We start from the raw sequence: 23,714 nt of genomic DNA on the forward strand, positions 1-23,714 counted from the left end.
TGCGGCGCGACGTAAATTGTCCGCCCTAAAGATCCCGCGACAGCTTCTCAAACTTCTTCATCAGCCGCTCACGTTTCAGCCGCGACAGCCGCTGGATCCAGAAGATGCCGTCGAGCTGGTCGATCTCGTGCTGGTGGCAGACGGCGCGCAGGGCCTCCGCTTCCTCGGTTTGCATGTGGCCGTCGACATCGAAATAGCTGATCCGCACCCGGGCGTGGCGCTGGACCTCGTCGTTGACGCCGGGCATCGAGACGCTGCCCTCGCGGTGCGTGATCATCTCGGGCAAGGCCCATTCGATCACCGGATTGACGTAAGTGCGTGCGCCGTCCTTGGCATCGAGCTCGAGCACGACGGCGCGCAAGGGCACGCCGACGTGCGGCGCCGTGATGCCGATGCCGGCGCGGCGCGCATCGTGTCGAGCAGATCCTGCGCGAGATCGCGCAAGCCGTCGTCAAACGCGGTGACGGGGCGGGCGGGCAGCGCAAGCCGGCGGTCGGGGTAGCGCACGATCGGGCGAATGGTCATGCCCGCTCCTAGCACTCACGGACGGTTGAAGCACCTCATCGTTGACTCCCTACCAACTGGAAGGTAGTCATCCGTCATGAGCAACGTGTCCTCGACCGCCGACGACATCCTCGCCTGCGCGCGCAGCCTGATCATCGCGGGCGGCTATAACGGCTTCAGCTATGCCGACATCGCCGAGGTCGTCGGCATCCGCAAGCCGAGCATTCACCACCATTTCGCCGGCAAGGTGGATCTGGTCCGCACCCTCGTGTCGCGCTATCGGGCGGAAGCCGAGGCGGGACTGGCTGCCCTGGAGCGCAACATCCCCGATCCGCGCGACCAGCTCAAAAGCTATCTCGCATACTGGGAGGCGTGCATTGCCGACGCGACGGCGCCCTTCTGCGTCTGCGCGCTGCTCGCCACCGAGCTTCCGATCCTGCCGGAGGAGGTGGCGCTCGAAGTCCGCGCCCACTTCCGCGCGCTCGCGTCCTGGCTGACATCGGTGATGGAGCGCGGCAAGAGGAAAGGGCGGCTTCACCTCTCGAGCTCGGCCAAGGTCGAAGCGGAAGGATTCATGGCGACCATTCACGGCGCGATGCTGTCGGCGCGCGCGTATGGCGATCCAAAAATGTTCGGCGTGATCACCGGCCCGCTGCTGGAGCGGCTGTCAACCAGGCACTGAAGACATCGGCAAGAGGATCACAGCACCCCCGCAGGCGATCCGGGGGGCGCCTTGCTGGGAAAACTACCAACTAGTAGGTAAAGGAGAAGCTGCGATGGTGCAACATCAATTGGATCTGGTTCGTGTCGATCGCGAGCGGTGGCTGAAGGAATACTACTTCTTGCGCGCGGCGTTCTCGATCGCCTGGGTCGTTGCCGCATTTGCAGTCGGGCCGTCGTCGGGCGCGATCGCCGGCATCCTGCTCGTGCTCTATCCGGCATGGGACGCTGCGGCCAATCTTGTGGATGGCTTGCGCAGTGGCGGGCTCGAGCAAAACCGCACGCAGGTGTTGAACGTCGTGGTCAGCCTTGCGACCGCGATCGCGGTCCTTCTCGCGCTGCAGACGAGCATGAACTGGGTCCTCGGCGTGTTCGGTGCATGGGCGATCCTATCCGGATTGCTCCAGCTGGGCACGGCCGTGCGGCGCTGGAAAAGTTTTGGTGCGCAGTGGGCCATGGTGCTCAGCGGTGGCCAGTCGGCACTCGCGGGCGCGTTCTTCATCTTCCAGGCCACGACGCCGATGTCGCCGTCGATCGCAACCGTGACGGGCTATGCCGCCGTCGGCGCGCTCTATTTCCTGGTCTCGGCGGTCTGGCTCACCGTCAGCGCATGGCGCCGGCGCGCCAAGCGAGTTCAGCTGGGATGATGCGATGGCGTTATCCCGCTGTCTGCCGGGCGAGTCAAATCGCACTCTGGCGATTGCCCCGCATCGTCGCGTGGCCTAACGTTGCCGCCAACAACAAGAGTCGAAAGCGGAGGACAACTTCATGCGCTCGATCGCGATCGCCCTGGCGGCAACCATCACAGCGGCAACGCCTGTTGCGGCCGACTATCTGGTCAAGGAGGTCGGCAGCTTCCACATCGGCGGGCACACCGAGACGCTGAACGGACTTCCCTCCAAGGAGATCGTGTTTTCGCCCGGAGCCCCGCCGATCAAGGTCGATCCGAACGGCGAGTTCGAGGTCGAGCAGATGTATGTCCAGTTCGTCAAGCTCGCGCAGCCGAAATCGAAGCTGCCGCTGCTGCTCTGGCATGGCGGCGGCCTGTCCGGAGTGACGTGGGAGACTAAGCCCGACGGCAAGCCGGGCTGGCAGCAGTTCTTCCTCAATGCCGGCTACGACGTCTACGTCTCCGATGCGGTCGAGCGCGGCCGCGCCTCCTGGGCGCGCTACCCCGAGATATTCAAGAGCGAGCCGTTCTTCCGGCCGAAGAAGGAGGCCTGGGAGCTGTTCCGGATCGGGCCGAGCTACGAGGTCGGCGGCAGGCGCGAGGCCTTCGAGGGCGAGCAATTCCCGATCGAGGCCTTCGACCAGTTCGCCAAGCAGGGCATCCCGCGCTGGGCGACGAATGACGCCGCCACGCAAAAAGCGTATGACGCGCTGGTGCAGAAGGTGTGCCCATGCATCGTTCTGGTCCACAGCCAGGGCGGCAATTTCGGCTTCACGGCCGCGCTCAACGCGCCCGACAAGGTCAAGGCGCTGATCACGATCGAGCCGTCGGGCGCGCCGGACCCCGCCAAGGCGGATGCGGCAAAGCTCAAGGGCGTGCCGCATCTGATCGTGTGGGGCGATTTCCTCGACAAGGTCCCGGTGTGGTCGAAACTCGCAGTCAACCCGACCAAATGGGGCCAGGCGATCGCCACCGCCGGCGGCAAGGTCGATACGTTCGAGCTGCCCAAGATGGGGATCAAGGGCAACACCCACATGCTGATGATGGACCGCAACTCTGATGATGTCGCACGGCTGATCAACGACTGGATCGGCAAGCAGGGGCTGGAGAATTAGAGCGGGGATTGAAGGCGCAGCTATAGCCTGATTGACACGAGTTGAACGATGGCATGATGCACCCCCAGGCACCGGCCCGCGACCAACGGAAATTCCTTGAGCAGGGCGGGCTCGAGGCAGTCGCAACTACTAGACGAGCAGATAACTCTTCCGCGGACGAGATCGAACGGTTGTGGGACCAAGTTGCTGGCTTGGAGGACGAACGGTCGATGCGCATTCGTGGAGTAGGTAGAGCGAAGCGACACGCACGAGAGCCGCTAGCTGCTACGTGCCGCCGTCACGGGCGATGGATTTCGAACGGGTGCAACCCATCTTGCGAGCTGGTCGGCCGCCGGCGCTGCGTGCATCATTCTCGGCTGCACCGAGGTCACGATGCTGGTGGGTGCTACGGATGCGTCGGTCGAGACGTTCGACACGACGGCGATTCACGTCCGAGAAGGCGGCCGATTTTGTCGTCTGGTGATGGCGAGCGCGGCGGAGGCTTAGGTGCTTGTCATGCGAAGCTGTGAGTTCGGCTTGTGTCCGCTTGGGTCGGAAGCCGACTCCATCTCATGGACGCTTACGCCTGTCATGGGGCCAATTTCGGAAGCCGCTTGCGTCAGAAACCAAGGGCTGTTGTCGAAAGCGGCGGTGCCGGTTGGTCACCGCCGCTGTGATCGCTCTCATTGAGCTACTTTGCTGCTTGCTGCGATTGCGGCGGCGGCTTAGGAAGCGACGTCAGCATGCGGATCTTCCATTGTCCATTCTCACGAACATCAACAGACGTCCAAATGACGTTCAACTCGAGAGGATCGCCCTTGTCGTTCTTGCCAGCTACGCGGGCCTCGCCGGTAAGCAGAGCCATGTTCTCTGACAGAGGTTGAATGTCGGTCGTCTTTATTTCGAGATGGTTCATTCCAGCCTTGAAGGCGCCTTCGTAATATTTCGTATTGTCGGGCTCAATTCCATTCTGAGTGACGCGGAGGTAGTCCTTCGTGAAGAGGGAGGTAATCCCTGCAGCGTCCTGCTTGTTGAAGTGGTGCTCGTATGCGGAAGCTACCCTCCCAAGCTCCTCCCTAAGATTTTGATCCGAAGCGGTCGCAGCCATTGTTGATAGCAGCAGCGAAAAACATACGACTCCAAAAGTGCGCATGATGTTACTCCCTACTGTTAGATGCCTCCCTCAACTTGAGGATGGAGACGAGGCTGATCCCCATCCTCCTTGGCGACACCGGGTGGTTGGCCGGTATGGGAGGAGCATGTTCTATCGGTGTCGGAGAAAAGCTCTCCAGATCCGAGACATGCTCGACTGTTTACGGCTGAGGCCCAGCCGATTCTTCCAAACCGCGAAGCTGCCTAACCATCAATTCTCCGATCTTCGTGCCCATATCCTTCCCCACAATTGTTGAGAACCGGTCGTGGAAAACGTCAATTCGCGCACTGGCCACTTGATCGCTGTGATCTCGCAGGTGGACCTGTTTGCGTACGATACCCGGCGCGGTCGGGCTCTTAAGCGAAGATTCCCCGAACTCGTCACTGACGAAAGTCATGAGTGCGGCGGATATCGCAGCTGCACGATCCGTGCGAGCCACCGCGATAAAATACAAACTAGCAAAGCGAGCAGACCTGCCTTGTGAGGTAGCTTACATCTCTGCACGCGTGTTCGGCGGGATTATTCAAGAAAGATTTTGCCAGGTTGGCCAAATGCGTCAGATGCAATGACCTGAACAGCACTCAAATCTCGATAGGGTCGAGAAGCCAAATTGGACGCTGAGAGCCGACATTCCGGGGAAAGAGAAAGCGTCGGCAAAGAGCGTCAAAGCCGACTTCAATCCTCTGGATTGCTACAACACAAGGCCGCAAAGTCGTGGGCCTTTCGACCGAACGCCGTAGTCCCAAAGGCCTACTCAATCACCTCATCGGCGCTCGCAAGCAATGTCGGTGGTATGCTCACGCCAAGCACCATTGCAGCCTTGAGGTTGATTACCAGCTTCAAGCGAGTGGGTTGTTCGACAGGAAGGTCCGCGGGCTTTGCGCCCCTCAAGATTCTATCGACATAACCGGCCAGCTTGCGAAAAGTCTCACCAACGTCTTGTCCATACGACATTAGCAGACCGAAGCGCACCTTTTCGGACCAGATAGATAGAGTCGGTACTCGATGCGTCAACGCTGATGCTCCAACTCGCACTCCTTCGTTTGCCAGCATTGCGCCGACTAAAATCGCAGCTTGGCAACCTTGTTCAGCTGCCACTGAGAATGCCCCGTCGATTGCGTCGGGTGTTGGGACTTCAACCCGATCCAGAATAAGCCCCATCGCCTTCGCGGCTTTCGAGTAGAGTTCGAGGTTCGTCGTTGACGCGACGGAACCCAACGAGCGGTCTTGGAGAAGTGCCACTCGACTCAAACTCGGGATTGCTTCCTTCAACAGGCTCAGACGCTTGCCGGTAAGATCGATAGCCATAAACGACAGGCCGGTTAAATTTCCGCCAGGGTGCGCCAGACTAGCGACAAGACCAGAACCGACTGGGTCCGCCACCACACCGAATACGATTGGGCTTGTGCTTGTGATCTGCTTGAGCGCAACGGCTCCCGGTTCAGTTATGGCAACGATCACGTCAAGATTGCTCTCGACCAGCTCTTTAGCGAGGCTCCGATACCGATCCGGCTGTTCGGCGGGAAATCGATGTGAGAACACAACGTTCTTGCCTTCAACATAACCAAGATCACCGAGGGCCTTGGTCAGGATACCCAAATAGACCTCTTCTTCTTCCGCGCTGCCCGCGTGCCAAAGCACGCCGATTTTCGCCGTTTTTGTTTTGTGCTGCGCGTGCGCGATCAGCGGCCAAACAGCTGAGAGCCCAGCAATCCAAATGATGAATTCTCGCCGTCGCATGTGTCCCCTCGAAGGACCACGCCCATGGGATGAACAGATTAGCACTTTGTGGCAGAGCCGCGAGAGGCAAATGAAGCGGCAGCGATGTGTGGATGTTCGGCTTCGGGTTACGATGAAGCATCCCGGACTTGCGGAGCTTGGTCTCCTCATGGCGCAGAAGCGGACGCTCGGATTTGTGAGTACAAGTCCTGGAGCAGATTAGATTTGCCCGCTCTGAATCTTCGCGTTGTAGCCTGCAAGCTGTACCCGCGTCGGGCAGGGTATCATTGGAACGCTTCGGCAGTCTGGCTCACTCCCGCCGTTTGCTTAGTCCGGATAGGGCGTGCCGTCCTTGTGCACGAACCGGCCGTCGGAGTTCGCGCTCATCATGCCGATGTCGGAGCAGGTCGTGAGGTCCTCGGGCGCGCGGGAGCCGACCTCGAGATAGACGGCGACCGCATCCGAGCGGTTGATCATGTGATGGCCGTTGCCGCTGCCTTTCGGGAAGGGGCGCAGTCGCCTGCGCGCAGCTCGGTTTCGCCCTCGTCCTCGATCAGCACCACTTCGCCTTCGAGCACATAGACGAACTCGTCCTCATGCGAATGCCAGTGCCGCTGGCTCGACCAGTTGCCCGGCGGCAGGCGCATCAGGTTGACGCCGAAGTCGGAAAGGCCGCCGGCATTGCCGAGCCGCTTGCGGATGCGCTCGGCGCAGGGGCCCGTCGAAGGGGGCTGGATAGCCCGAGCCCTTGCGGGCCGGGACGGTGGCGAGGTCGATCTTTGGCATGCGAAGGGTCCGTTCAAAGTCAGTGCATCGAAACGGGCACGGATCGGCGACCGAGCCGCCACGATCGGCGGGCGTCAAACCGTGATGCGACTATGCTGGCGGGATGATGACATCATGCCGGTGTTTTGCCCGACGTGTCAAATCGGTTGCTGGCATCGCGATTCATAGCAATTCTTGGGCTCCGAAAGCGATGAATCTCGCAAGCCATTGATCCCGCTGCTGCCGGCTACTGTGCATGGGGTTGTTTTCGATATTCTTTGATGTGCGGGCCCAAATTCACGCCGCCAGAGGCCCGCCGCAAAAAATCGCGATACTCTGTCGGCCCGCGCAGTTCCCATTCGTCTTCCACGCGAGACAGATCTGACGGGAGACCAAAATGAACGCTTCCTCCTATCGCTGGGTGATCGTCGCCGCCGGCGGCTTGCTCGGCTGCGTCGCGATCGGCGGCATGTTCTCGCTGCCGGTGTTCCTGCAGCCGATCACAAAGGACACCGGCTGGTCGGTGACCGGCATCTCCAGCGCCATGACGATCGGCTTCCTGGCGATGGCCTGCACCAGCATGGCCTGGGGCACGGCGACGGACCGGTTCGGGCCGCGTCCGGTGGTGCTGACGGGATCGACCGTGCTGGCACTGAGCCTGTTCGCCGCGAGCCAGGCGACCTCGCTCGTCGTGTTCCAGTTCGTGTTCGGTCTTTTGGTCGGCGCCTCCTGCGCCGCGATCTTCGCGCCGATGATGGCGACCGTCACCGGCTGGTTCGACACCCATCGCAGCCTCGCGGTGTCGCTGGTGTCGGCCGGCATGGGCATGGCGCCGATGACGATGTCGCCGTTCGCGGCCTGGCTCGTCTCCGGCCATGACTGGCGCACCTCCATGCAGATCGTGGCGCTCGTGGTCGGCGCCATCATGATCCCGGTCTCGCTGCTGGTGCGCCGCCCGCCCGCGCTCGCGCAAGCCGTGGCCGCGCCGATGGCTGAGGAGAGCGCGCAGGCGGAGATGTCGATGGCGGAGGCGCTGCGCTCGCCGCAATTTCTGATCCTGCTCGCGACCAACTTCTTCTGCTGCGCCACCCATTCCGGCCCGATCATCCACACCGTCTCCTATGCGGTGAGCTGCGGCATCCCGCTGATCGCGGCGGTGACGATCTACAGCGTCGAGGGGCTTGCCGGCATGGGCGGCCGCATTGCCTTCGGCTTGATGGGCGACCGCTTCGGCGCCAAGCGCGTGCTGGTCTCGGGGCTGCTGCTCCAGGCGTTCGGCGCGCTCGCTTATGTCTTCGCGCATCAGCTCGCGACGTTCTACGCGGTCGGCGCCGTGTTCGGCTTCATCTATGCCGGCACCATGCCGCTCTATGCCGTGCTCGCCCGCGAAAACTTCCCGCTGCGGATGATGGGTACCGTGATCGGCGGCACCGCGATGGCCGGCAGCCTCGGCATGGCGACCGGCCCGCTCGCCGGCGGTCTGATCTATGACGCGTTCTCCAGCTACGCCTGGCTCTACATCGCCTCCTGGGCGATGGGTCTGGGTGCATTCCTGATGTCGATGACGTTCCGCCCCTTTGCCAGGCCGCAAGGTGAGGCGGCGCCGGCGGCGGCGTGATGGCGACCGTCGAGGCGCAGCGTCAGAGCTGCGCCTCGATCGCGGTCTTGTCGATCACCGACCACACCTGCCAAATCTTTCCGTCGCGAAATTCGTAGAACACGTTCTCGCAAAAGGACACGCGCCTGCCATTGACGGCCAACCCCAGGAAGGTCCCGACCGGCGCGCAATCGAACTTCAGCCGGGCTGCGATGCGAGGCGGATCGCAGATCAGCATCTCGATCTCAAATCGCAGATCCGGAATGTCGCGAAAATCCTGCTCCAGCATCGCGCGATAGCCGGAGAGCCCGAGCGGCCGCGCGTTGCGGGCGACGTCGTCATGCACGAACTGCCCGAGCGCCGGCCAGTCCTGACGGTTCAGGCAGGCGATGTAGGCGCGATAGATGCCGGCGAGGTCGGCTCCGGTCATGGCAATTTCCTTCGGTTCACGCGCGCCGCCGCAGCTGCTCGATCAGCGCGCGCAGTTTCGGCGCACGTTGCGGCGGTTCGGATAATGGAGATAAGAGCCAGCGAAGAGCGGGCAATGGTACTCCAGGATCGGCACCAGCTCGCCGCGTGCGATCGCGGGGCGAAAGCTCGGCGCTAAAGCTGCTTCTCGAAGAACAAGTCCGGATAGGGATCGTCGTTGAAACGTGGGATCTCGCGCCAGCCGGTGCTACGATAGAGCTGGCCGGCCTCGGGCAGCGCGCTGTTGGTGTCGAGCCGCAGCAACGCGATGCCGAGCTCGCGCGCTGTGGCCTCGGCTGCGTCCATCAGGCGCCGGCCGAGCCGCAAACCGCGCGCAGCAGGGGCAACCCAAAGCCGCTTGATCTCGGCGTAGCCGTGATCGGTTCCCTTCAAGCCAACGCAGCCGATCGGCAGCGCGTCCGACATCGCGACGATGAACCTGCCGCGCGGGCGGCGCATGTCGTTGGCATCGGGATCGCGCGACAGCGAGACGTCAAAGCCTTGTTTGAAACGGCGGCCGAGCTCGGCATAGTACTCGCCGAGGCAGTAGCGCGCCTCCTGGCTCTGCGGATCCATCTCATCCAGCCTGACGCGCTCGTGCGTCAGGGCGGAAGCGATCAGGTCCATCGCCGCCAGCAGCGCCTCGCGTTGCGAATGGCGGGCGAGGAAGCCCTCGGCCTGGGTGTTGGACAGCGCTTCATACGCTGCGAACTCGCGCCGGCCCGCGCGCGTCAGCGTGGCGACGCGCCGGCGCGCATCGTCCGCATGGGCATTGGTCTCGACAAGCCCTTCGTCCTCGAGGCTGCGCAGCAGCCGGCTCATCAGCCCGGAATCGAGACCGAGATAATCGCGGATCTCGGCGACGTCCGAACGCCCGTGCCCGATCGCGTTGAGCACGCGTGCGGCCCCGAGCGCCCGGCCTCGGCCGAGGAACGAATTGTCGAGGGCACCGACGGCGGAGGTGACGGCACGGTTGAAGCGACGGACGCGGGAGATGGGATCGAGCATGATATCTGACTGTAGTCAGATATCGTTTTCGGGTCAATCGGGGGGTACCTCGTCAGCGTCAGCAGGGGCTTGCTCTTCTCGACGGTGCCTTCCCACAGCACCACTTTGTTGGTCGCGGGCAGACGCAGGCAGCGGATCTCAAAGCTCTTCGGAGTCATGGCACTGGCCGGGATCGGCCAGGGCTGGGTCGAGCCAGCTCAACGACGTCGCGAGCCGTTTCGCGGCCGCATGATCCTCGGAGAGACGCGCAATCATCGTCTCCAGCGCAACGAGGCCTGCGGCCGCAACGATGCCGGACTGCCGCATGGTGCCGCCGACGATTTTTCGCAAAGTGCGGGCCCGCGCGACGAAAGCTGCGCTTCCGCAGAGCAGGCTGCCGACCGGCGCACTCAGGCCCTTGGCAGACCATGACGCTGTCGGCATGCGCGGCGATCTGCGCCGCCGGCACGCCGAGCGCGATCGAGGCGTTGAAAAGGCGGGCGCCATCGAGATGAACGGGAATCCCGTGCGCCCGCCCGAGCGCATGAATTCGCATCATGCCTTGATATTGGCGAAAGGCATGATGGGTCTCTCCGTGTGATGCGTCAGACCACGCCGCCATTGGCGCGGATGATTTGGCCGTTGACCCAGCCGCCGTCGCGGCCGGCGAGGAAGGCGACAATGCCTGCGATGTCGTCGGGCTGGCCGAGGCGGCCGAACGGGTTCATGGCGGCGATGGCGCGCACCTGCTGCTCGCTCTTGCCCTGCAGAAACAGCCGGGTTTCGACCGGGCCGGGCGCGACCGCGTTGACGGTGATCTGCCGGTCGCCGAGCTCCTTGGCGAGGATGTGCGTCATGGCTTCGATCGCGGCCTTGGTTGCGGCGTAGACCCCGTAGCCGGGCTGATAAAGGCCGATGACGCTGGAGGAGAAGCTGACGATGCGGCCGCCCTCGCGCAGCCGCCGCGCTGCTTCGCGCAACGACCGGAACACGCTGTCGAGGTTGATCGACGTCTGCCGCGCGAAGGCTTCGTCGGTCACCTCGGCGAGCCGGCCGAGCTCCATGACGCCGGCGTTGTTGACGAGGATGTCGACGCCGCCGAACGCCTGCTCGGCCGCATCGAACAGCCGCGCCGGGGTCGCCGGATCGGCGAGGTCAGCCTGCACGGCGATGGCGCGCCCGCCGGCAGCCGCGATCTCGCCGACGAGTTCATCGGCAGCCGCTTTGCCGCTGGCATAGTTGATCGCAACCGCGATTCCGTCACGGGCCAGGCGGCGGGCGATCGCCGCGCCGATGCCGCGGGAGCCGCCGGTGACGATGGCGGCGCGCTGATGTTGATTGGTCATGGCGGCTCTCCTCAATGTTGATGGAGCGAGAATAGCTGGTCGCTATGCTCGGATAATCGCCTTGGTCTTGCCATCACTTGTCGGTTGTGGTGAACAATCGGCCATGGACCGCTTTGACGCCATGCGCCTGTTCGTCCGCCTCGTCGAGCGGCAGAGCTTTACGGCCGCGGCTGCCGACCTCGGCATTCCGCGCTCGACGGCGAGCGAGGTGCTGCGCGGGCTCGAGGCACGCCTCGGCGCGCGTCTGCTGGAGCGGACGACCCGTCACGTCACGCCGACGCTCGACGGCGAGGACTTTTATCGCCGCTGCGTCGTCATTCTCGCCGAGGTCGAGGAGGCGGAGGCCGCGATGCGCGACGCGCAACCTCGCGGCCTGCTCCGCATCGACGCGCATCCCTTGCTGACCCGCACCTTCATCCTGCCGCATCTGCCGGAGTTTCTTTCGCGCCATCCGCAGCTCGAATTGCAGATGGCGACCGTCTGGTCGATCTCGTGCGCGAGGGTGTCGACTGCGTGATCAGGTCGGGTGAGCCCGGCGACAGCGGCATGATCCAGCGCCGGCTCGGCACGATCGCGGAGATCACGGTGGCGAGCCCGGCCTATCTTGCGCGGCACGGCATGCCCGCGACACCGGATACGCTCGACGGGCATCAGATGGTGGCCTTCGTCTCGTCACGAACCGGCGACGTGCTGCCGCTGGAATTTTCTGTCGCCGGCGCGCTGCGACATGTCGTGCTGCCGAGCCGGGTGCGCGTGAACAATTCCGACACCATGGCCGATCTCGCAAGGCTCGGCTTCGGCCTTGCGCAGGCGCCGCGTTATCGCTTCGCCGACGCTCTCGCCAGCGGCGCGCTGGTCGAGGTGCTGGCCGACTATCCGCCGTCGCCGACGCCGCTGTCGGCGCTCTATCCGCAAAACCGACAGCTCGCGCTGCGCCTGCGCGTGTTTCTGGACTGGATTGCGGGCATCTTTGCCGCGGCGAAGCTGTGAGGGCCTTGCCCGCCTCGTAGGCCGGATGGAGCGCAGCGCAATCCGGGCCTTTTTGTCCGCGTGGATGCAATCCCGGGTTCCGCTGCGCTCCATTCGGGCTACTAGACCTTGCGTTGCCCGACGGGCAAGACACGCCACGGCTCGGTCAATCGCCCCTCGCGAAAAGATTCCACTTTACCGAATTTCTGATTTGGCGTATCCATGCGCCACCTCATCCCGGTCAGAGGGGCGTATCGCGATCGTCACGACACGTGGGGTGAGCTGCGGTGGACGCAAGTCACATCGGCGCGACAGGCATCGCAGGGCGGGAAGCCGTGAGCGAAGGCCATCGCGCACACGACCGGTGTGATCTCGCGTACGGCAAAACCGTGTCGTCCTGGCGCCCGGGGTCTGTGCGCCAAGTCTTGTGGTGATGTGGCGGCCCGACCGGGTTCGCGCATCAGCTATCTGCAGGGCGACGGGGGCAATAGTGCATCGCTCCCCGGGGAGAGCTCGGCATAAGCCGTCAAACCACTGCGCAGGGAAGGCCGGATGTCTGGCTCCACCTGTATGCCGCTGTGCAGCTCTTCTTAGCGCAATCTTCGCACAGTGGACCGTGGGTGCCCGGCCGGCACCCGGTCTTCCCCATAGGCGTTAAGTTTATTCTTGAGTGTTGGAATCACACGTGATTCCAAGGGGCATGGCAGACGAATCGCTTCTAAATGAGGACTGGACGAGAGTGGTTGCGCAGCTGGGTGGGGCTGAGCAGCTTGAGATAAGCGCGCGCCAGACGAAGGCTTTCGCGCGGCGGCGCCAAATTCCAGACGCGGTGGCGTTGCTTCGGCTGATGCTGGCCTATTGTTTAGGGGAAAGAGGATTGAGATCGACAGCTGCGTGGGCGGCTTCTGTTGGCCTTGCGGACCTCAGCAGCGTGGCGTTGTTCTATCGCCTGCGTCAATGTGGCGATTGGTTTGCAGTGCTGGTGGAGAGCTTGCTCGATGCGGCAGCGCCGAAGGCGAGCCGAGGCCGCCTGATCCGCATCGTCGATGCGACGACAGTACCTCAGGCCGGGCCGACTGCCCGCAGGAGCAGTGAGCTTTGGCGGCTTCATAGTGCATTTGATCTGCCAAGTGAGCGCTTTGGTCACTTCGAGCTAACGGATCAGCAAGAGGGCGAAACGTTTGACCGGATACCAGTAGTCAAGAACGAGATCCGCATTGCTGACCGCGCTTATCTGCAACCTGACCGCATCGCGGCTGTCCGCGCGGCTGGTGCCGACGTTCTGATCCGAGCAGGCTGGAAGAACGCGCGCTGGCTTGATGCCCAAGGCCTTCCATTCGATCTGATGGCCCAATTGCGTGCGGCAAAGGCACGCGGACTGATCGATCGGAGGATTTGGATCAAACGCAAGGACGGGACGCCTCTGGCTATGCGTCTGGTTGCGGTCAAGAAGCCCACCGGTGCGGCCGCGGCTTCGCGTCGTAAAGCTCGGCGAGACGCACGAGACGAAAACCGCATCATCTCCAAAGGGACTCTGGAAGCCGCGGATTGGGTCATTCTGGTCACGTCGCTCGCACGGGACGAGTTCTCCGCCAAGGATGTGCTTGCACTCTATCGACTGCGATGGCGGATCGAACTTGGCTTCAAGCGACTGAAAAGCCTGATTGGTCTCAAGACACCGCCTGGAACTGATCAGCGTTCGGCGAAGCCCTACCTGCTGGCTCACCTCTTGATTATCCTGCTGCTCGAGCCGCTTGTCCGCGACTTCGAGGACTCTCCCCACTGGAAGCAGGCCGCCTGACGACACCTGGCGGTTGGCGTATCTTGCAACAACTCGTTGCATCCTTGCTGCAAGCAATCATTCCACAACCAACCATCCGCCGCTTGCGCCGCAGTAAGCGAGCGCTCGGGCGGCACCTGCGCGAGCCTCCCCGAAAACGTCAATATCAATCAATGCTTGCGCTACCTTAACGCCTATGCGGTCTTCCCTGCGCCCTCTCTCAGTTGAGGGCGAGGCGTTGAAGCAGAGCTCGGGCGAGATAAGCCGCGAGGATAATTATGCATGTCAGTCATTGAGCGAGGGTTCGTGCCCGGACGCAGCGCAGCGCCCTTCAGCGGTGCGCTGCAGAGCCGGGGCCCATGCTACAGCGCACCGTGCGCCTTCCTGGGCCCCGGCTCCGCGCAGCAACGCAAGAGCGTTGAAGCGCGTCCGGGACACGAGGGCAACGGACCCATCGGAAAATTCGTGCACCCTGAAAAGCCCGCCGCATTGTGAGTTGTACCTGAGCGCCATGAGGTTACCATGCGCTCCAAGTTCCTGGTCCGTGCGGGAGCGAACAGCAAGACAGCGGGAGGCGACATGAGCGGGCAGAACCACAAGGTGAAGGGCTCGGACCTGTTTGTCGCGGCGCTGGAGAACGAAGGCGTCGACCGCATTTTTGGCGTGCCCGGCGAGGAAAACCTCGATCTCGTCGAATCGCTGCGCACCTCCAAAATCGAACTGGTCCTGACCCGCCACGAGCAGGCCGCGGCGTTCATGGCTGCGACGCACGGGCGACTGACCGGCAAGCCTGGCGTGTGCCTTTCCACTCTCGGCCCCGGCGCGCTCAATTTGTCCACGGGAGCGGCCTACGCGCATCTCGGCGCGATGCCGATGATCCTGATCACCGGCCAGAAGCCGATCATGAGCAGCCGGCAGGCGCGCTTCCAGATCGTGGACGTGGTGGCAACCATGAAGCCGCTGACAAAGCTGTCGCGACAGATCGTCAGCGCCTCCTCGATCCCGACCGTGGTGCGCGATGCCTTCCGTGTGGCGATGGAGGAGCGGCCCGGACCGGTGCATCTCGAACTACCCGAGGACATCGCAGGCGACGAAGTGCCTGCCGTCCCCGCAATCCCGGTCCATCCGATCGAGATTCCGGTCGCTCATCGCGCCGCGCTCGACCGCGCCGCGGAGATGATCTTGGCGGCAAAGCGTCCGCTGGTGATGATGGGGGCGGCGACCAGCCGGCCGCGCTCGACCCACGGCATCGCCAGTTTCGTGCGGCGGACCGGCATTCCGTTCTTCACCACGCAGATGGGGAAGGGCACCGTGCCTGGCGGCACCAATCTTTATATGGGCACCGCGGCGCTTTCCGAACGCGATTACGTCCACGATGCCATCGACGCCGCCGACCTGATCGTCGCGATTGGCCACGACCCTGTCGAGAAGCCGCCCTTCATCATGGGGCCGTCCGGGCCGAAGGTCATTCACGTCAGCTACACGCCGGCAAGCGTCGAGCTGGTCTATTTCCCCGATGCCGAGGTCGTCGGCGATGTCGGCCCGAGCCTGGAACTGCTCGCCGATCGGCTCGAAGGCAAGCTGCCGCAAGCCGCAGCGCTGTTGCCGCTCCGCGAAGAGATTCTCAATCACATCGCCGACCGCGCCACCGAGGCGCGCTGGCCGCCGACGCCGCAGCGCATCGTGCACGACATCCGCCAGGTGATCCCCGAGAACGGCATCGTCGCGCTCGACAACGGCATGTACAAGATCTGGTTCGCGCGCAACTACCGCACCCGCGTCGCCAACACGCTGCTGCTCGACAACGCGCTGGCGACGATGGGCGCTGGCCTGCCGTCGGCGATGATGGCGGCGATGCTCTATCCCGACCGCCGCGTGCTCGCGGTCGCCGGTGACGGCGGCTTCATGATGAACAGCCAGGAGATGGAGACGGCCGTCCGCCTCAAGCTCAATCTGGTCGTACTGGTGCTGGAGGACAACGCCTACGGCATGATCCGCTGGAAGCAGGCCGTCGACCATTTCGCCGATTACGGCATGACCTTCGGCAATCCCGACTTTACGCTGTACGCAAAATCGTACGGGGCCAAGGGCCACCGAATCGCAACCATCGACAGCTTTGGTCCAACGCTCGAGGCGGCGTTCAAAGAAGGCGGCGTGCACCTGGTCTCGATCCCGATCGACTATTCCGAGAACGTGCGCGTGCTCGTCGATGAGCTGCGGGGGCACGAAAAGGCGAAGGCTTGAAAATCACAATCTCGTGCCCCGGACGCAGCGCAGCGCTCCTTCAGCGGTGCGCTGCAGAGCCGGGGCCCATGCATCAGCGCATTTTGTGGCCTCCTGGGTCCCGGCTCTGCGCAGCAACGCCACAAGCGCGTCCACGCGCGTCTTCGACGCGCTATGGGCGTTGCAGCGCGTCCGGGACACCTGGGATGCGCTCGCAGTTGTATTGCGACCACCGATCGCCGACATTCGTAACAATCACTTCACCAACCACAGGACTATGAAATGACTCGCGTTCGCTGCGTTACCGAGATGGGCATGGGCGTCGACGTTCACGGCAGGGACGCCACCAAGGCGGCGAAGCGGGCGGTGTCCGATGCCATCAGGCATTCGAGCCTGGGCTTCTTCCGGATGATCGGCAAGACCGCCAACGACATGTTCGTGGACGTCACGATCGGGGTACCCAACCCCGAGGCGGTCGACAAGGAAGCCGTTGCGAAGGAGCTTCCTTACGGCAGGGTGACCGTCACCGCGGTCAAGGGCGGGCTGGAGATTCCCTCGGCGACGGAAGTGGCCAACGATCCCATCCTCATCGCCAACGCCGCCGTCATCGTCAGCTTCGACAAGGACTAGAGCGGTGCCCGACAGCGATGAGGCCCTGCTGGATCGGCCGATCTGGAGCGCACTGACGACGAGCCAGAAGCATCTGGCGGAGGGCGGTCCGCGCGCGCTGCGCTATCCCCAGGACATGACGCCATTTGCCGACATGATCGATATGTCAGCGGCAAGCTTTGTCGCCCTCGGTGATTTGATGTCGGGCTCGCAGGTCGCCGCGCTGTTCACGCCCGAGCCGGTCGACGTGCCCGCCGGCTTCAAGGTCGTGCTCGCCGAGACCGGCGAGCAGATGATCGGCTCGCCCGCCGACAGCTCGCTGCGCGATGCCGAGATCGTCACCCTAGGGGCAGCGGACGTTCCCGCCATGATGGCACTGACGGAGCTGACCAAGCCCGGGCCGTTCGCCGCGCGGACGCACCAGCTCGGCACGTTCCTCGGCATCCGTTCGGGCGGCGAGCTGGTCGCGATGACCGGTGAGCGGATGAAGCCTGGAAAGTTCGTGGAGATGACCGCCGTCTGCGTGCATCCCGACTATCGCGGCCGCGGCTACGCGCAGGCGCTGCTCGCGGCGGTCGCGCGCCGGATCGAGGCACGCGGCGAGATTCCGTTCCTGCACGTGTTTTCGAACAACACCTCGGCCATTGCGCTGTACCAGCGGCAGGGCATGCGGATCCGCCGCCGCCTGCATGTCACCGCGCTGATGAAACAGGGGTGAGCTGCGCGACGGGCTTCATATCCCACGAATTCGCGCTATATCCACCTCGACCACTTTTGGGGGAAACACATGGACGCCAGGACAGCCGATTTTTCCGCCGCGCGGACGGCGATGCCGCGCTACGTCGATCAGGAAATCATTCCCGGCGTGTCCTGGGCGGTGCTGCGAGGCCGGGAGGTCGTCGACCAGCAATGCGTCGGCTTCGCCGATCGCGAGGCGAACACTGTGTTGCGTCCCGACCACATCTTCCGCGCGTTTTCCAACACCAAGATCTTCGTCACCTGCGCGGTCATGCTGCTGGTCGAGGAAGGCCGTATCGGGCTCGATGACCCCATCGAAAAATTCCTGCCGCAGCTCGGCAATCGCAAGGTCCTGAAGCCCGGCGCCGCGAGCCTCGCCGATGTCGAGCCGGCGAACGGCCCGATCACGATCCGCCAGCTCCTGACGCACACCTCCGGTCTCAGCTACGGGATCTTCGATCCCGGCACGGTGCTGTTCAAGGGCTATAACGAGGCGCGCGTGCTCGATCCGCTGACGCCGCTCGCCGACATGATCGACAAGCTCGCCGATCTGCCGCTGTCCTATCATCCCGGCACTGGCTGGGAATATTCGGTCGCGACCGACGTGGTCGGCCGCGTCGTCGAGGTCGTCTCGGGCAAAACCCTCGATGCCTTCCTCAAGGCGCACATCTTCGATCCCGTCGGCATGACCGATACCGGCTTCTACGTCCCCGAGGCGCAGCAGGACAGGCTGGTCGCGCTCTACAATGGTGCGGACGTACTCGATCCCATGAAACCGGGCCTGACGCGCGCCGACAATCTGCCTTACCTGCAGGCCCATCGGCGGCCGTTCCCTCGCCTGTCGGGCGGCGGCGGTCTGGTCTCGACCTTGCCAGATATGCTCGCGCTGGTCCGCGCGCTGCTGCCGGGCCCGGATGCGCTGCTCAAGCCCGACACGCTGCGGCAGATGATGACGAACCAGCTGCCTGCGGGGCAGACCATCCGCTTTGCCAATCTCGGGCCAATGCCCGGCAAGGGCTTTGGCCTCGGCGGCGCCGTCACGTTCGCGCCGACGCGTTTTGATCCGCCGAATTCAGTTGGCGAATTCCAGTGGGGCGGCCTTGCCGGCACCCATTGGTGGATTTGCCCTGAGGCCAACACCGCCGGCGTGCTGATGGCCCAGCGCTATATGGGCTTCTGGAATCCGTTCTTCTTCGAGTTCAAGCGCCTGGCCTATCAGGCCGCCGGAGGCTGACCCGCGGATTGACGTGCCCAACTATCTCGGCCTTGACGGATTTCGCTTCGGCTGGGTCGCAGCCTGGATCGACGAGCGCGGCGATCAGGGCTTCGATTACTCGCCGGGGCTGACGCGGCTGCTCGCGATGCCGCATGTGCGCGCGATGATCGACATGCCGATCGGATTGAATCCGAGCGGCTATCGTACCTGCGATTTGCGCGCACGCGAGCTGGTTGGCCCCGCCGTGTTTCTCGGTGCGCGCCGCAACCTCTGGACCTTTCCCGATATGGCGGCAGCCAATCGGCACTATTGGGAGCATGAAGACAAGGGCAGGGGCGTCTCCGCGCAGCTCTGGAATATCAGGGACAAGATCAGGGACGTCGATGCGATCATGACGCCGGCGCGGCAGGCGACGATCGGCGAATCGCATCCGGACTTGATTTTCTGGAATCTGGCCGGCCGCGTGCGGCTTGCGACGAAGACGTCGGCGGAAGGCCGCGAGCAACGCATTGCGCTGCTCGCGCAACGCGGCTTCATCCGCCTGCCGAAATGGCTGACGCAGCGGCACGGCACCGGCATCAGCTGCGACGATCTGATCGATGCCTGCGCCTGTGCGGTGGCTGCACGCGACAGCACGCAACGTGTGGCCGGGGAGGAGGTCGATCCGCGCGGGCTGCGGATGGAGATCAACTATTGAGGCAGCTCGCGGCACCGCCATAAATCGGGAAAAAGCGGCAAGTTTTTTGATGCATAAAGGAACTGCCTGTGGGCGGACCGCGTTCTCCGTGCGAAACGATTACGGAGAATTCCTCGCGATGAATGATGCCAGTCAATTCGCGACCGCGATGCTCGCGCTCGTTTTCATAGGAGCGCTCCTCGTGACCGGGCAGCTCTTCATCGAGCAGCGCGCACAGCACGACGTGGTTTACGCAACCAGCCATTTATTGCGGCCATTGTGATCCGGCCAGCTACCCGCCTTGCGCCGTTCGCCGTCTCGCCTAGATTAGGCGGAATCTCACGAACGCAGCCGGGGTTCCGATGTCCGATCTGTCCGCCTTTCCCATCACCAAGCGCTGGCCGGCCGAGCATCCCGAGCTGCTCCAGCTCTATTCGCTGCCGACGCCGAACGGCGTCAAGGTCTCGATCATGCTGGAGGAGATCGGATTGCCATACGAGGTGCATCTCGTCGACTTCGGCAAGGACGACCAAAACACGGCGGAGTTTCTCTCGCTCAATCCGAACGGCAAGATCCCGGCGATCCTCGATCCCAACGGTCCTGGCGGCAGGCCGCTGCCGCTGTTCGAGTCCGGCGCCATCCTGCAATATCTCGCGGAGAAGACCGGCAAGCTGCTGCCGGAGGACGCAGCGCGCCGCTACCAGACCATCCAGTGGCTGCATTTCCAGATGGGCGGCATCGGCCCGATGTTCGGCCAGGTCGGCTTCTTCCACAAATTCGCCGGCAAGGATTTCGAGGACAAACGGCCCCGCGATCGTTACGTCAGCGAGGCCAAGCGTTTGCTCGGGGTGATGGAGACGCATCTCGCCGGCCGGCACTGGTTCATGGATGACGACTACACCATCGCGGACATCTCCATGCTCGGCTGGGTGCGCAATCTCATCGGCTTCTACGGTGCCGGCGATCTCGTCGAATTCAGCCGGTTCAAATCGGTCGGCGCCTGGCTCGAACGCGGGCTGGCGCGCCCCGCCGTGCAGCGCGGGCTGAACATTCCGAAGCGGCCCTGAGACTAGAACAGCCGTCCACCGTTCGGCACCGGCTTGCTCGGCTGCGCCAGCACCACCTTGCCCTCGGTATCGGGGAAACCGAGCGTCAGCACCTCTGAGACAACGGGGCCGATCTGGCGCGGCGGGAAATTCACGACGGCCGCGACCTGCTGTCCGATCAGCGTCTCGAGCGGGTGATTTTCGGTGATCTGGGCCGAGCTCTTGCGCACGCCGATCTTGGGCCCGAAGTCGATCCACAACCGCCAGGCCGGCTTGCGCGCCTCCGGAAACGGTTTTGCATCGACGATGGTGCCGACCCGGATATCGACCGCCAGGAAGCTGTTGAAGTCGATGGTCGGTGAGGCGCCAGCAGTGGGATCGTGGGTGACGTGCATGAGCTGTCCATTCGGAAAGTTGGCGTCGTTCGCAATATTGTGGCGCGACGCGGAGTTTCGTACAACGCCGTGGTCACGATATGACCCATGTGCGGGGGACGTCTTGCCCAACATCATCTACGGCATCAAGAACTGCGACACCATGAAGAAGGCGCGCGCCTGGCTCGACACCCATGGCGTTGCATATGAATTCCACGACTACAAGGCGGCGGGCGTCGAAAAGGACAAGCTCAAGCAGTGGAGCGACAAGGTCGGCTGGGAGACGTTGCTCAATCGCGCCGGCACGACTTTCAAGAAGCTGCCCGATGCCGACAAGGAAGGCCTTACCGAGAAGAAAGCGCTGGCGTTGATGCTGGCGGATCCATCGATGATCAAGCGGCCGGTGCTGGAGATCGGCGGCAAGCTGCTGGTCGGCTTCAAGCCGGACATCTATGCCAAGGACGTCAAGGTCAAATAGGCCGGTGGCCGACCTCGCTGGACGTCAGTTCAGCTCAATGATCTTCGTGGTGATGCCGGGCTGATCGACCAACTCGACGACGTCGGCCGCGATCCGGCCAGGGGCGCGATGAAACAGGTCGCAATCGATCACCGCGCGCAGCTTCGGGCGTGGCAGCGCGTCATTTCCGCGCATCAGATTCTTGATCTCGAAACCGCCGTCCTCGCAGAAGGTCTTGAGCGAGGCGATGACGTGGCAGATCTTGCCGTCGGTCTGGAACGGCAGCAGCAGGCGCTCATAGGCGACGACGCGGCCGTAGATGTCGTCGACATCAGCAACGCTGTAGACCGGAAGTCCGCGGGCGACGCATTCGTAATAGATCGGCATCACGAAGGGCACGAGTCGTGGCCCGATATAGTCGTCGAGCAGAATGCCCTTGCCGGTATGTCCATAGGCGCGCGAAATCCGCGAGCCTTCGCTCTGGATGGTCAGCCGCGGCGTCAGAGCCGAGGTGTCCACCGTGTAGTAGATGAGATCGGACAGCTCGTCCTCGAGTCTTGCCGGCTGATACTCCCGGATCGCCGGCACCATCTGCTCGCGCGCATAAAGTCGCAGCCAGGTGTTCAGGAGATCACGCTGCCGGATCGACTTGACGACGGAGGGAGCGGCGCTTGCGAAATCCAAAACAATATTCCCGGCATGCAAAAGCCCGCACATGATCCACGTTGCGGGAAAATTTTCTATGAAGGCTGGCGCGGGGAACGAAAGACCGTTAACGACGGCTTGATGACCGGAGCTTTCGCGGACCGGGAGGCCGGGCAGGCGACATGAAAACATCTCCGACTAAGGGAGCATTTGTATCCCAGCCGGAGGCCTGATCTGCTCAGCTTTCCGCCTTGCCTAACCCCGGTCACCTCCGGCATATTCCGCGCCCGGAGGCGGCGTTCCGGGACGGGCTCCAAGGCCTCCGGAAAGCCGAAGTCAACAAGGACAGCCACGCGCGACCAGCGCGTCGTGCGGGCAGGGGGAAATCTGTTTGGCCGATGAGTTCATTCTCGAAACGGAAGGCTTGACCAAGGAGTTCGCGGGTTTCTTCGCCGTCCGCGACGTTGCGCTCAAAGTCCGCCGTGGGAGCATTCACGCGTTGATCGGCCCGAACGGCGCCGGCAAGACGACGTGCTTCAATCTGTTGACCAAGTTCCTGAAACCCTCTGCCGGGAAAATCCTGTACAAGGGCCAGGACATCACCGCGATGGCTCCGGCCGACGTGGCCCGCATGGGTCTCGTCCGTTCGTTCCAGATCTCGGCGGTATTTCCGCATCTCACCGCGCTGGAGAACGTCCGTGTCGCGCTCCAGCGCCAGCACGGCTCCTCGTTCGATTTCTGGCGCTCGAAGTCCGTGCTCAACCGCTTCAACGACCGCGCACGCGAGCTGTTGAACGATGTCGGCCTCAGCGAGTTTGCCAATACGCCTGCGGTCGAGATGCCCTACGGGCGCAAGCGCGCACTTGAGATCGCAACCACGCTCGCGCTGGACCCCGAGATGATGCTGCTGGACGAGCCGATGGCCGGCATGGGCCACGAGGACATCGACAAGATCGCGGCGCTGATCAAGCGCATCTCCGCGAAATACACCATCCTGATGGTCGAGCATAATTTGAGCGTCGTCGCCAATCTCTCCGACATCATCACCGTGCTGACGCGCGGACAGGTGCTGGCGCAGGGCCACTACGCCGAGCTCACCAAGGACGAGCGCGTCAAGGAAGCCTATCTGGGAGCCGGTCATGCCTGAGACTGCGATGGCCGAGGCCCCAGCGAAAGCTGCAACCGGCGGCAATATTCTCCAGGTCCGCAACCTCGAAGCCTGGTACGGCGAGTCCCACATCCTGCACGGGATCAACTTCGACGTGAATGCCGGCGAAGTCGTCACCCTGCTCGGGCGCAACGGCGCCGGCAAGACGACCACGTTGAAGTCGATCATGGGTATCATCGGCAAGCGCGCCGGCTCGATCAAATTCAACAACCAGGAGATCATCCGCGCGACCTCCGACAAGATTGCGCGGATGGGCATCGCGTTTTGCCCGGAAGAGCGGGGGATATTCTCCAGCCTCGACGTGCGGGAGAACCTGCTGCTGCCGCCAGTGGTGCGTCCAGGCGGACTGCCGCTCGATCAGATCTTCGACCTGTTCCCGAACCTGAAGGAGCGGCTGAGCAGCCAGGGTACCAAGCTGTCCGGCGGCGAGCAGCAGATGCTGGCGATCGCGCGCATCCTGCGTACCGGCGCGAGCTTCCTGATGCTGGACGAGCCGACCGAAGGTCTTGCGCCCGTCATCATCCAGCAGATCGGTCACACCATTGCGCGGCTCAAGAAGGAGGGCTTCACGATCCTCCTCGTCGAGCAGAACTTCCGCTTCGCATCCACCGTCGCCGATCGCTACTACGTGGTCGAGCACGGCAAGATCATTGACGGGTTTTCCAATTCGGAGCTTGCCGCCAACATGGACAAGCTCCACACCTATCTCGGTGTCTAAAGCATGATCAGGACCCGGAGGGCCGCGTTAGCGCAAGGTGCGTAGCGGTTTTCCGAAGAGAGATCGCGCTCA

General features: G+C 63.2%; 22 protein-coding genes and 5 pseudogenes. 16 read left to right on the forward strand and 11 right to left on the reverse strand.

Annotated elements, in window-relative coordinates; all coding sequences use genetic code 11:
- Positions 1–25: 25 nt before the first annotated feature.
- Positions 26–525 (reverse strand): annotated as a pseudogene (locus tag AC5V87_RS18455) (peptide deformylase).
- Between the two features lie 76 nt (positions 526–601).
- Here AC5V87_RS18455 and AC5V87_RS18460 point away from each other — a divergent pair.
- From AC5V87_RS18460 to AC5V87_RS18470, 3 genes are all read left to right on the forward strand, one after another.
- Complete coding sequence (locus tag AC5V87_RS18460) at positions 602–1,186, forward strand: TetR/AcrR family transcriptional regulator (protein ID WP_495371794.1); 585 nt, start codon at positions 602–604, stop codon at positions 1,184–1,186.
- A gap of 94 nt (positions 1,187–1,280) precedes the next feature.
- Positions 1,281–1,871 (forward strand): DUF308 domain-containing protein, encoded by a 591-nt coding sequence (locus AC5V87_RS18465; RefSeq protein WP_495371795.1) that lies wholly within the window; start codon positions 1,281–1,283, stop codon positions 1,869–1,871.
- 121 nt (positions 1,872–1,992) lie between these two features.
- Positions 1,993–3,009, forward strand: coding sequence for an alpha/beta hydrolase (locus AC5V87_RS18470; protein WP_495371796.1), 1,017 nt, complete (start codon positions 1,993–1,995; stop codon positions 3,007–3,009).
- Positions 3,010–3,679: 670 nt separating this feature from the next.
- Here AC5V87_RS18470 and AC5V87_RS18475 read toward each other — a convergent pair.
- The 3 genes and pseudogenes from AC5V87_RS18475 to AC5V87_RS18485 all read right to left on the reverse strand — a co-directional run bounded on the left by AC5V87_RS18475 (position 3,680) and on the right by AC5V87_RS18485 (position 6,646).
- The gene (locus AC5V87_RS18475) at positions 3,680–4,141 is read right to left on the reverse strand and encodes a YybH family protein (RefSeq protein WP_456838879.1); all 462 of its coding nucleotides are present in this window, start codon (positions 4,139–4,141) and stop codon (positions 3,680–3,682) included.
- Between the two features lie 750 nt (positions 4,142–4,891).
- Complete coding sequence (locus AC5V87_RS18480) at positions 4,892–5,881, reverse strand: ABC transporter substrate-binding protein (protein WP_456838878.1); 990 nt, start codon at positions 5,879–5,881, stop codon at positions 4,892–4,894.
- Positions 5,882–6,187: 306 nt separating this feature from the next.
- Positions 6,188–6,646: pseudogene (locus AC5V87_RS18485) on the reverse strand (cupin domain-containing protein).
- Between the two features lie 376 nt (positions 6,647–7,022).
- Between AC5V87_RS18485 and AC5V87_RS18490 the strand changes: the two are divergent.
- Positions 7,023–8,243 carry an MFS transporter gene (locus AC5V87_RS18490; protein WP_495371797.1) on the forward strand — a complete coding sequence of 407 codons (1,221 nt, stop codon included), beginning with the start codon at positions 7,023–7,025 and terminating at the stop codon, positions 8,241–8,243.
- 22 nt (positions 8,244–8,265) lie between these two features.
- Here AC5V87_RS18490 and AC5V87_RS18495 read toward each other — a convergent pair whose 3' ends face one another.
- The 5 genes and pseudogenes from AC5V87_RS18495 to AC5V87_RS18515 form a co-directional block, all read right to left on the reverse strand.
- Complete coding sequence (locus AC5V87_RS18495) at positions 8,266–8,652, reverse strand: ester cyclase (protein ID WP_495371798.1); 387 nt, start codon at positions 8,650–8,652, stop codon at positions 8,266–8,268.
- A 16-nt stretch (positions 8,653–8,668) separates the two neighbouring features.
- Positions 8,669–8,820, reverse strand: a pseudogene (locus AC5V87_RS18500) (LysR family transcriptional regulator); the annotation flags it as partial.
- Between the two features lie 5 nt (positions 8,821–8,825).
- The gene (locus tag AC5V87_RS18505; RefSeq protein ID WP_495371799.1) at positions 8,826–9,698 is read right to left on the reverse strand and encodes a bifunctional helix-turn-helix transcriptional regulator/GNAT family N-acetyltransferase; all 873 of its coding nucleotides are present in this window, start codon (positions 9,696–9,698) and stop codon (positions 8,826–8,828) included.
- A gap of 138 nt (positions 9,699–9,836) precedes the next feature.
- Positions 9,837–10,299: pseudogene (locus AC5V87_RS18510) on the reverse strand (beta-eliminating lyase-related protein).
- Entirely contained in the window at positions 10,283–11,023 is a 741-nt protein-coding gene (locus AC5V87_RS18515; RefSeq protein WP_456838874.1) for an SDR family oxidoreductase, read from the reverse strand. Before AC5V87_RS18515 ends, AC5V87_RS18510 begins: the two are co-directional and overlap by 17 nt.
- A 103-nt stretch (positions 11,024–11,126) precedes the next feature.
- Between AC5V87_RS18515 and AC5V87_RS18520 the strand changes: the two are divergent.
- The 9 genes and pseudogenes from AC5V87_RS18520 to AC5V87_RS18560 all read left to right on the forward strand — a co-directional run bounded on the left by AC5V87_RS18520 (position 11,127) and on the right by AC5V87_RS18560 (position 20,301).
- A pseudogene (locus tag AC5V87_RS18520) lies at positions 11,127–12,013 on the forward strand (LysR family transcriptional regulator).
- Positions 12,014–12,692: 679 nt separating this feature from the next.
- Positions 12,693–13,793, forward strand: a complete 1,101-nt coding sequence (locus AC5V87_RS18525) for an IS4 family transposase (protein WP_495368536.1) — start codon at positions 12,693–12,695, stop codon at positions 13,791–13,793.
- A 558-nt stretch (positions 13,794–14,351) separates the two neighbouring features.
- Positions 14,352–16,016 carry an acetolactate synthase large subunit gene (locus tag AC5V87_RS18530; protein WP_495371918.1) on the forward strand — a complete coding sequence of 555 codons (1,665 nt, stop codon included), beginning with the start codon at positions 14,352–14,354 and terminating at the stop codon, positions 16,014–16,016.
- A gap of 261 nt (positions 16,017–16,277) precedes the next feature.
- A complete protein-coding gene (locus tag AC5V87_RS18535; protein ID WP_456838872.1) occupies positions 16,278–16,625 on the forward strand; it encodes a Lin0512 family protein in 348 nt (115 codons plus the stop codon).
- Positions 16,626–16,629: 4 nt separating this feature from the next.
- On the forward strand, positions 16,630–17,322 hold the full coding sequence (locus AC5V87_RS18540; protein WP_495371800.1) for a GNAT family N-acetyltransferase: 693 nt from the start codon (positions 16,630–16,632) through the stop codon (positions 17,320–17,322).
- A 69-nt stretch (positions 17,323–17,391) separates the two neighbouring features.
- Positions 17,392–18,576, forward strand: coding sequence for a serine hydrolase domain-containing protein (locus tag AC5V87_RS18545; protein WP_495371801.1), 1,185 nt, complete (start codon positions 17,392–17,394; stop codon positions 18,574–18,576).
- 13 nt (positions 18,577–18,589) lie between these two features.
- Positions 18,590–19,255, forward strand: a complete 666-nt coding sequence (locus AC5V87_RS18550; protein ID WP_495371802.1) for a DUF429 domain-containing protein — start codon at positions 18,590–18,592, stop codon at positions 19,253–19,255.
- A gap of 118 nt (positions 19,256–19,373) precedes the next feature.
- On the forward strand, positions 19,374–19,517 hold the full coding sequence (locus AC5V87_RS18555; protein WP_456838868.1) for a hypothetical protein: 144 nt from the start codon (positions 19,374–19,376) through the stop codon (positions 19,515–19,517).
- Positions 19,518–19,596: 79 nt separating this feature from the next.
- Positions 19,597–20,301: a glutathione S-transferase family protein gene (locus AC5V87_RS18560; RefSeq protein WP_456838867.1), complete on the forward strand. Its 705-nt coding sequence runs from the start codon at positions 19,597–19,599 to the stop codon at positions 20,299–20,301.
- A 2-nt stretch (positions 20,302–20,303) separates the two neighbouring features.
- Here AC5V87_RS18560 and AC5V87_RS18565 read toward each other — a convergent pair whose 3' ends face one another.
- Positions 20,304–20,675 carry a tRNA-binding protein gene (locus AC5V87_RS18565; RefSeq protein ID WP_456838866.1) on the reverse strand — a complete coding sequence of 124 codons (372 nt, stop codon included), beginning with the start codon at positions 20,673–20,675 and terminating at the stop codon, positions 20,304–20,306.
- A gap of 103 nt (positions 20,676–20,778) precedes the next feature.
- Here AC5V87_RS18565 and AC5V87_RS18570 point away from each other — a divergent pair, with 103 nt between their 5' ends.
- A complete protein-coding gene (locus tag AC5V87_RS18570) occupies positions 20,779–21,132 on the forward strand; it encodes an ArsC family reductase (RefSeq protein ID WP_495371803.1) in 354 nt (117 codons plus the stop codon).
- Between the two features lie 24 nt (positions 21,133–21,156).
- Here AC5V87_RS18570 and AC5V87_RS18575 read toward each other — a convergent pair whose 3' ends face one another.
- Positions 21,157–21,828, reverse strand: coding sequence for a hypothetical protein (locus AC5V87_RS18575; protein WP_456838864.1), 672 nt, complete (start codon positions 21,826–21,828; stop codon positions 21,157–21,159).
- Positions 21,829–22,147: 319 nt separating this feature from the next.
- On the opposite strand from AC5V87_RS18575, the gene AC5V87_RS18580 reads away from it, so the two are divergent.
- Positions 22,148–22,903: an ABC transporter ATP-binding protein gene (locus tag AC5V87_RS18580; protein WP_027557526.1), complete on the forward strand. Its 756-nt coding sequence runs from the start codon at positions 22,148–22,150 to the stop codon at positions 22,901–22,903.
- Positions 22,896–23,642 carry an ABC transporter ATP-binding protein gene (locus AC5V87_RS18585; RefSeq protein ID WP_456838863.1) on the forward strand — a complete coding sequence of 249 codons (747 nt, stop codon included), beginning with the start codon at positions 22,896–22,898 and terminating at the stop codon, positions 23,640–23,642. The genes AC5V87_RS18580 and AC5V87_RS18585 overlap by 8 nt, the downstream gene beginning before the upstream one ends.
- Positions 23,643–23,714: the final 72 nt, after the last annotated feature.

Source organism: Bradyrhizobium sp. SOJA106, assembly GCF_059448745.1.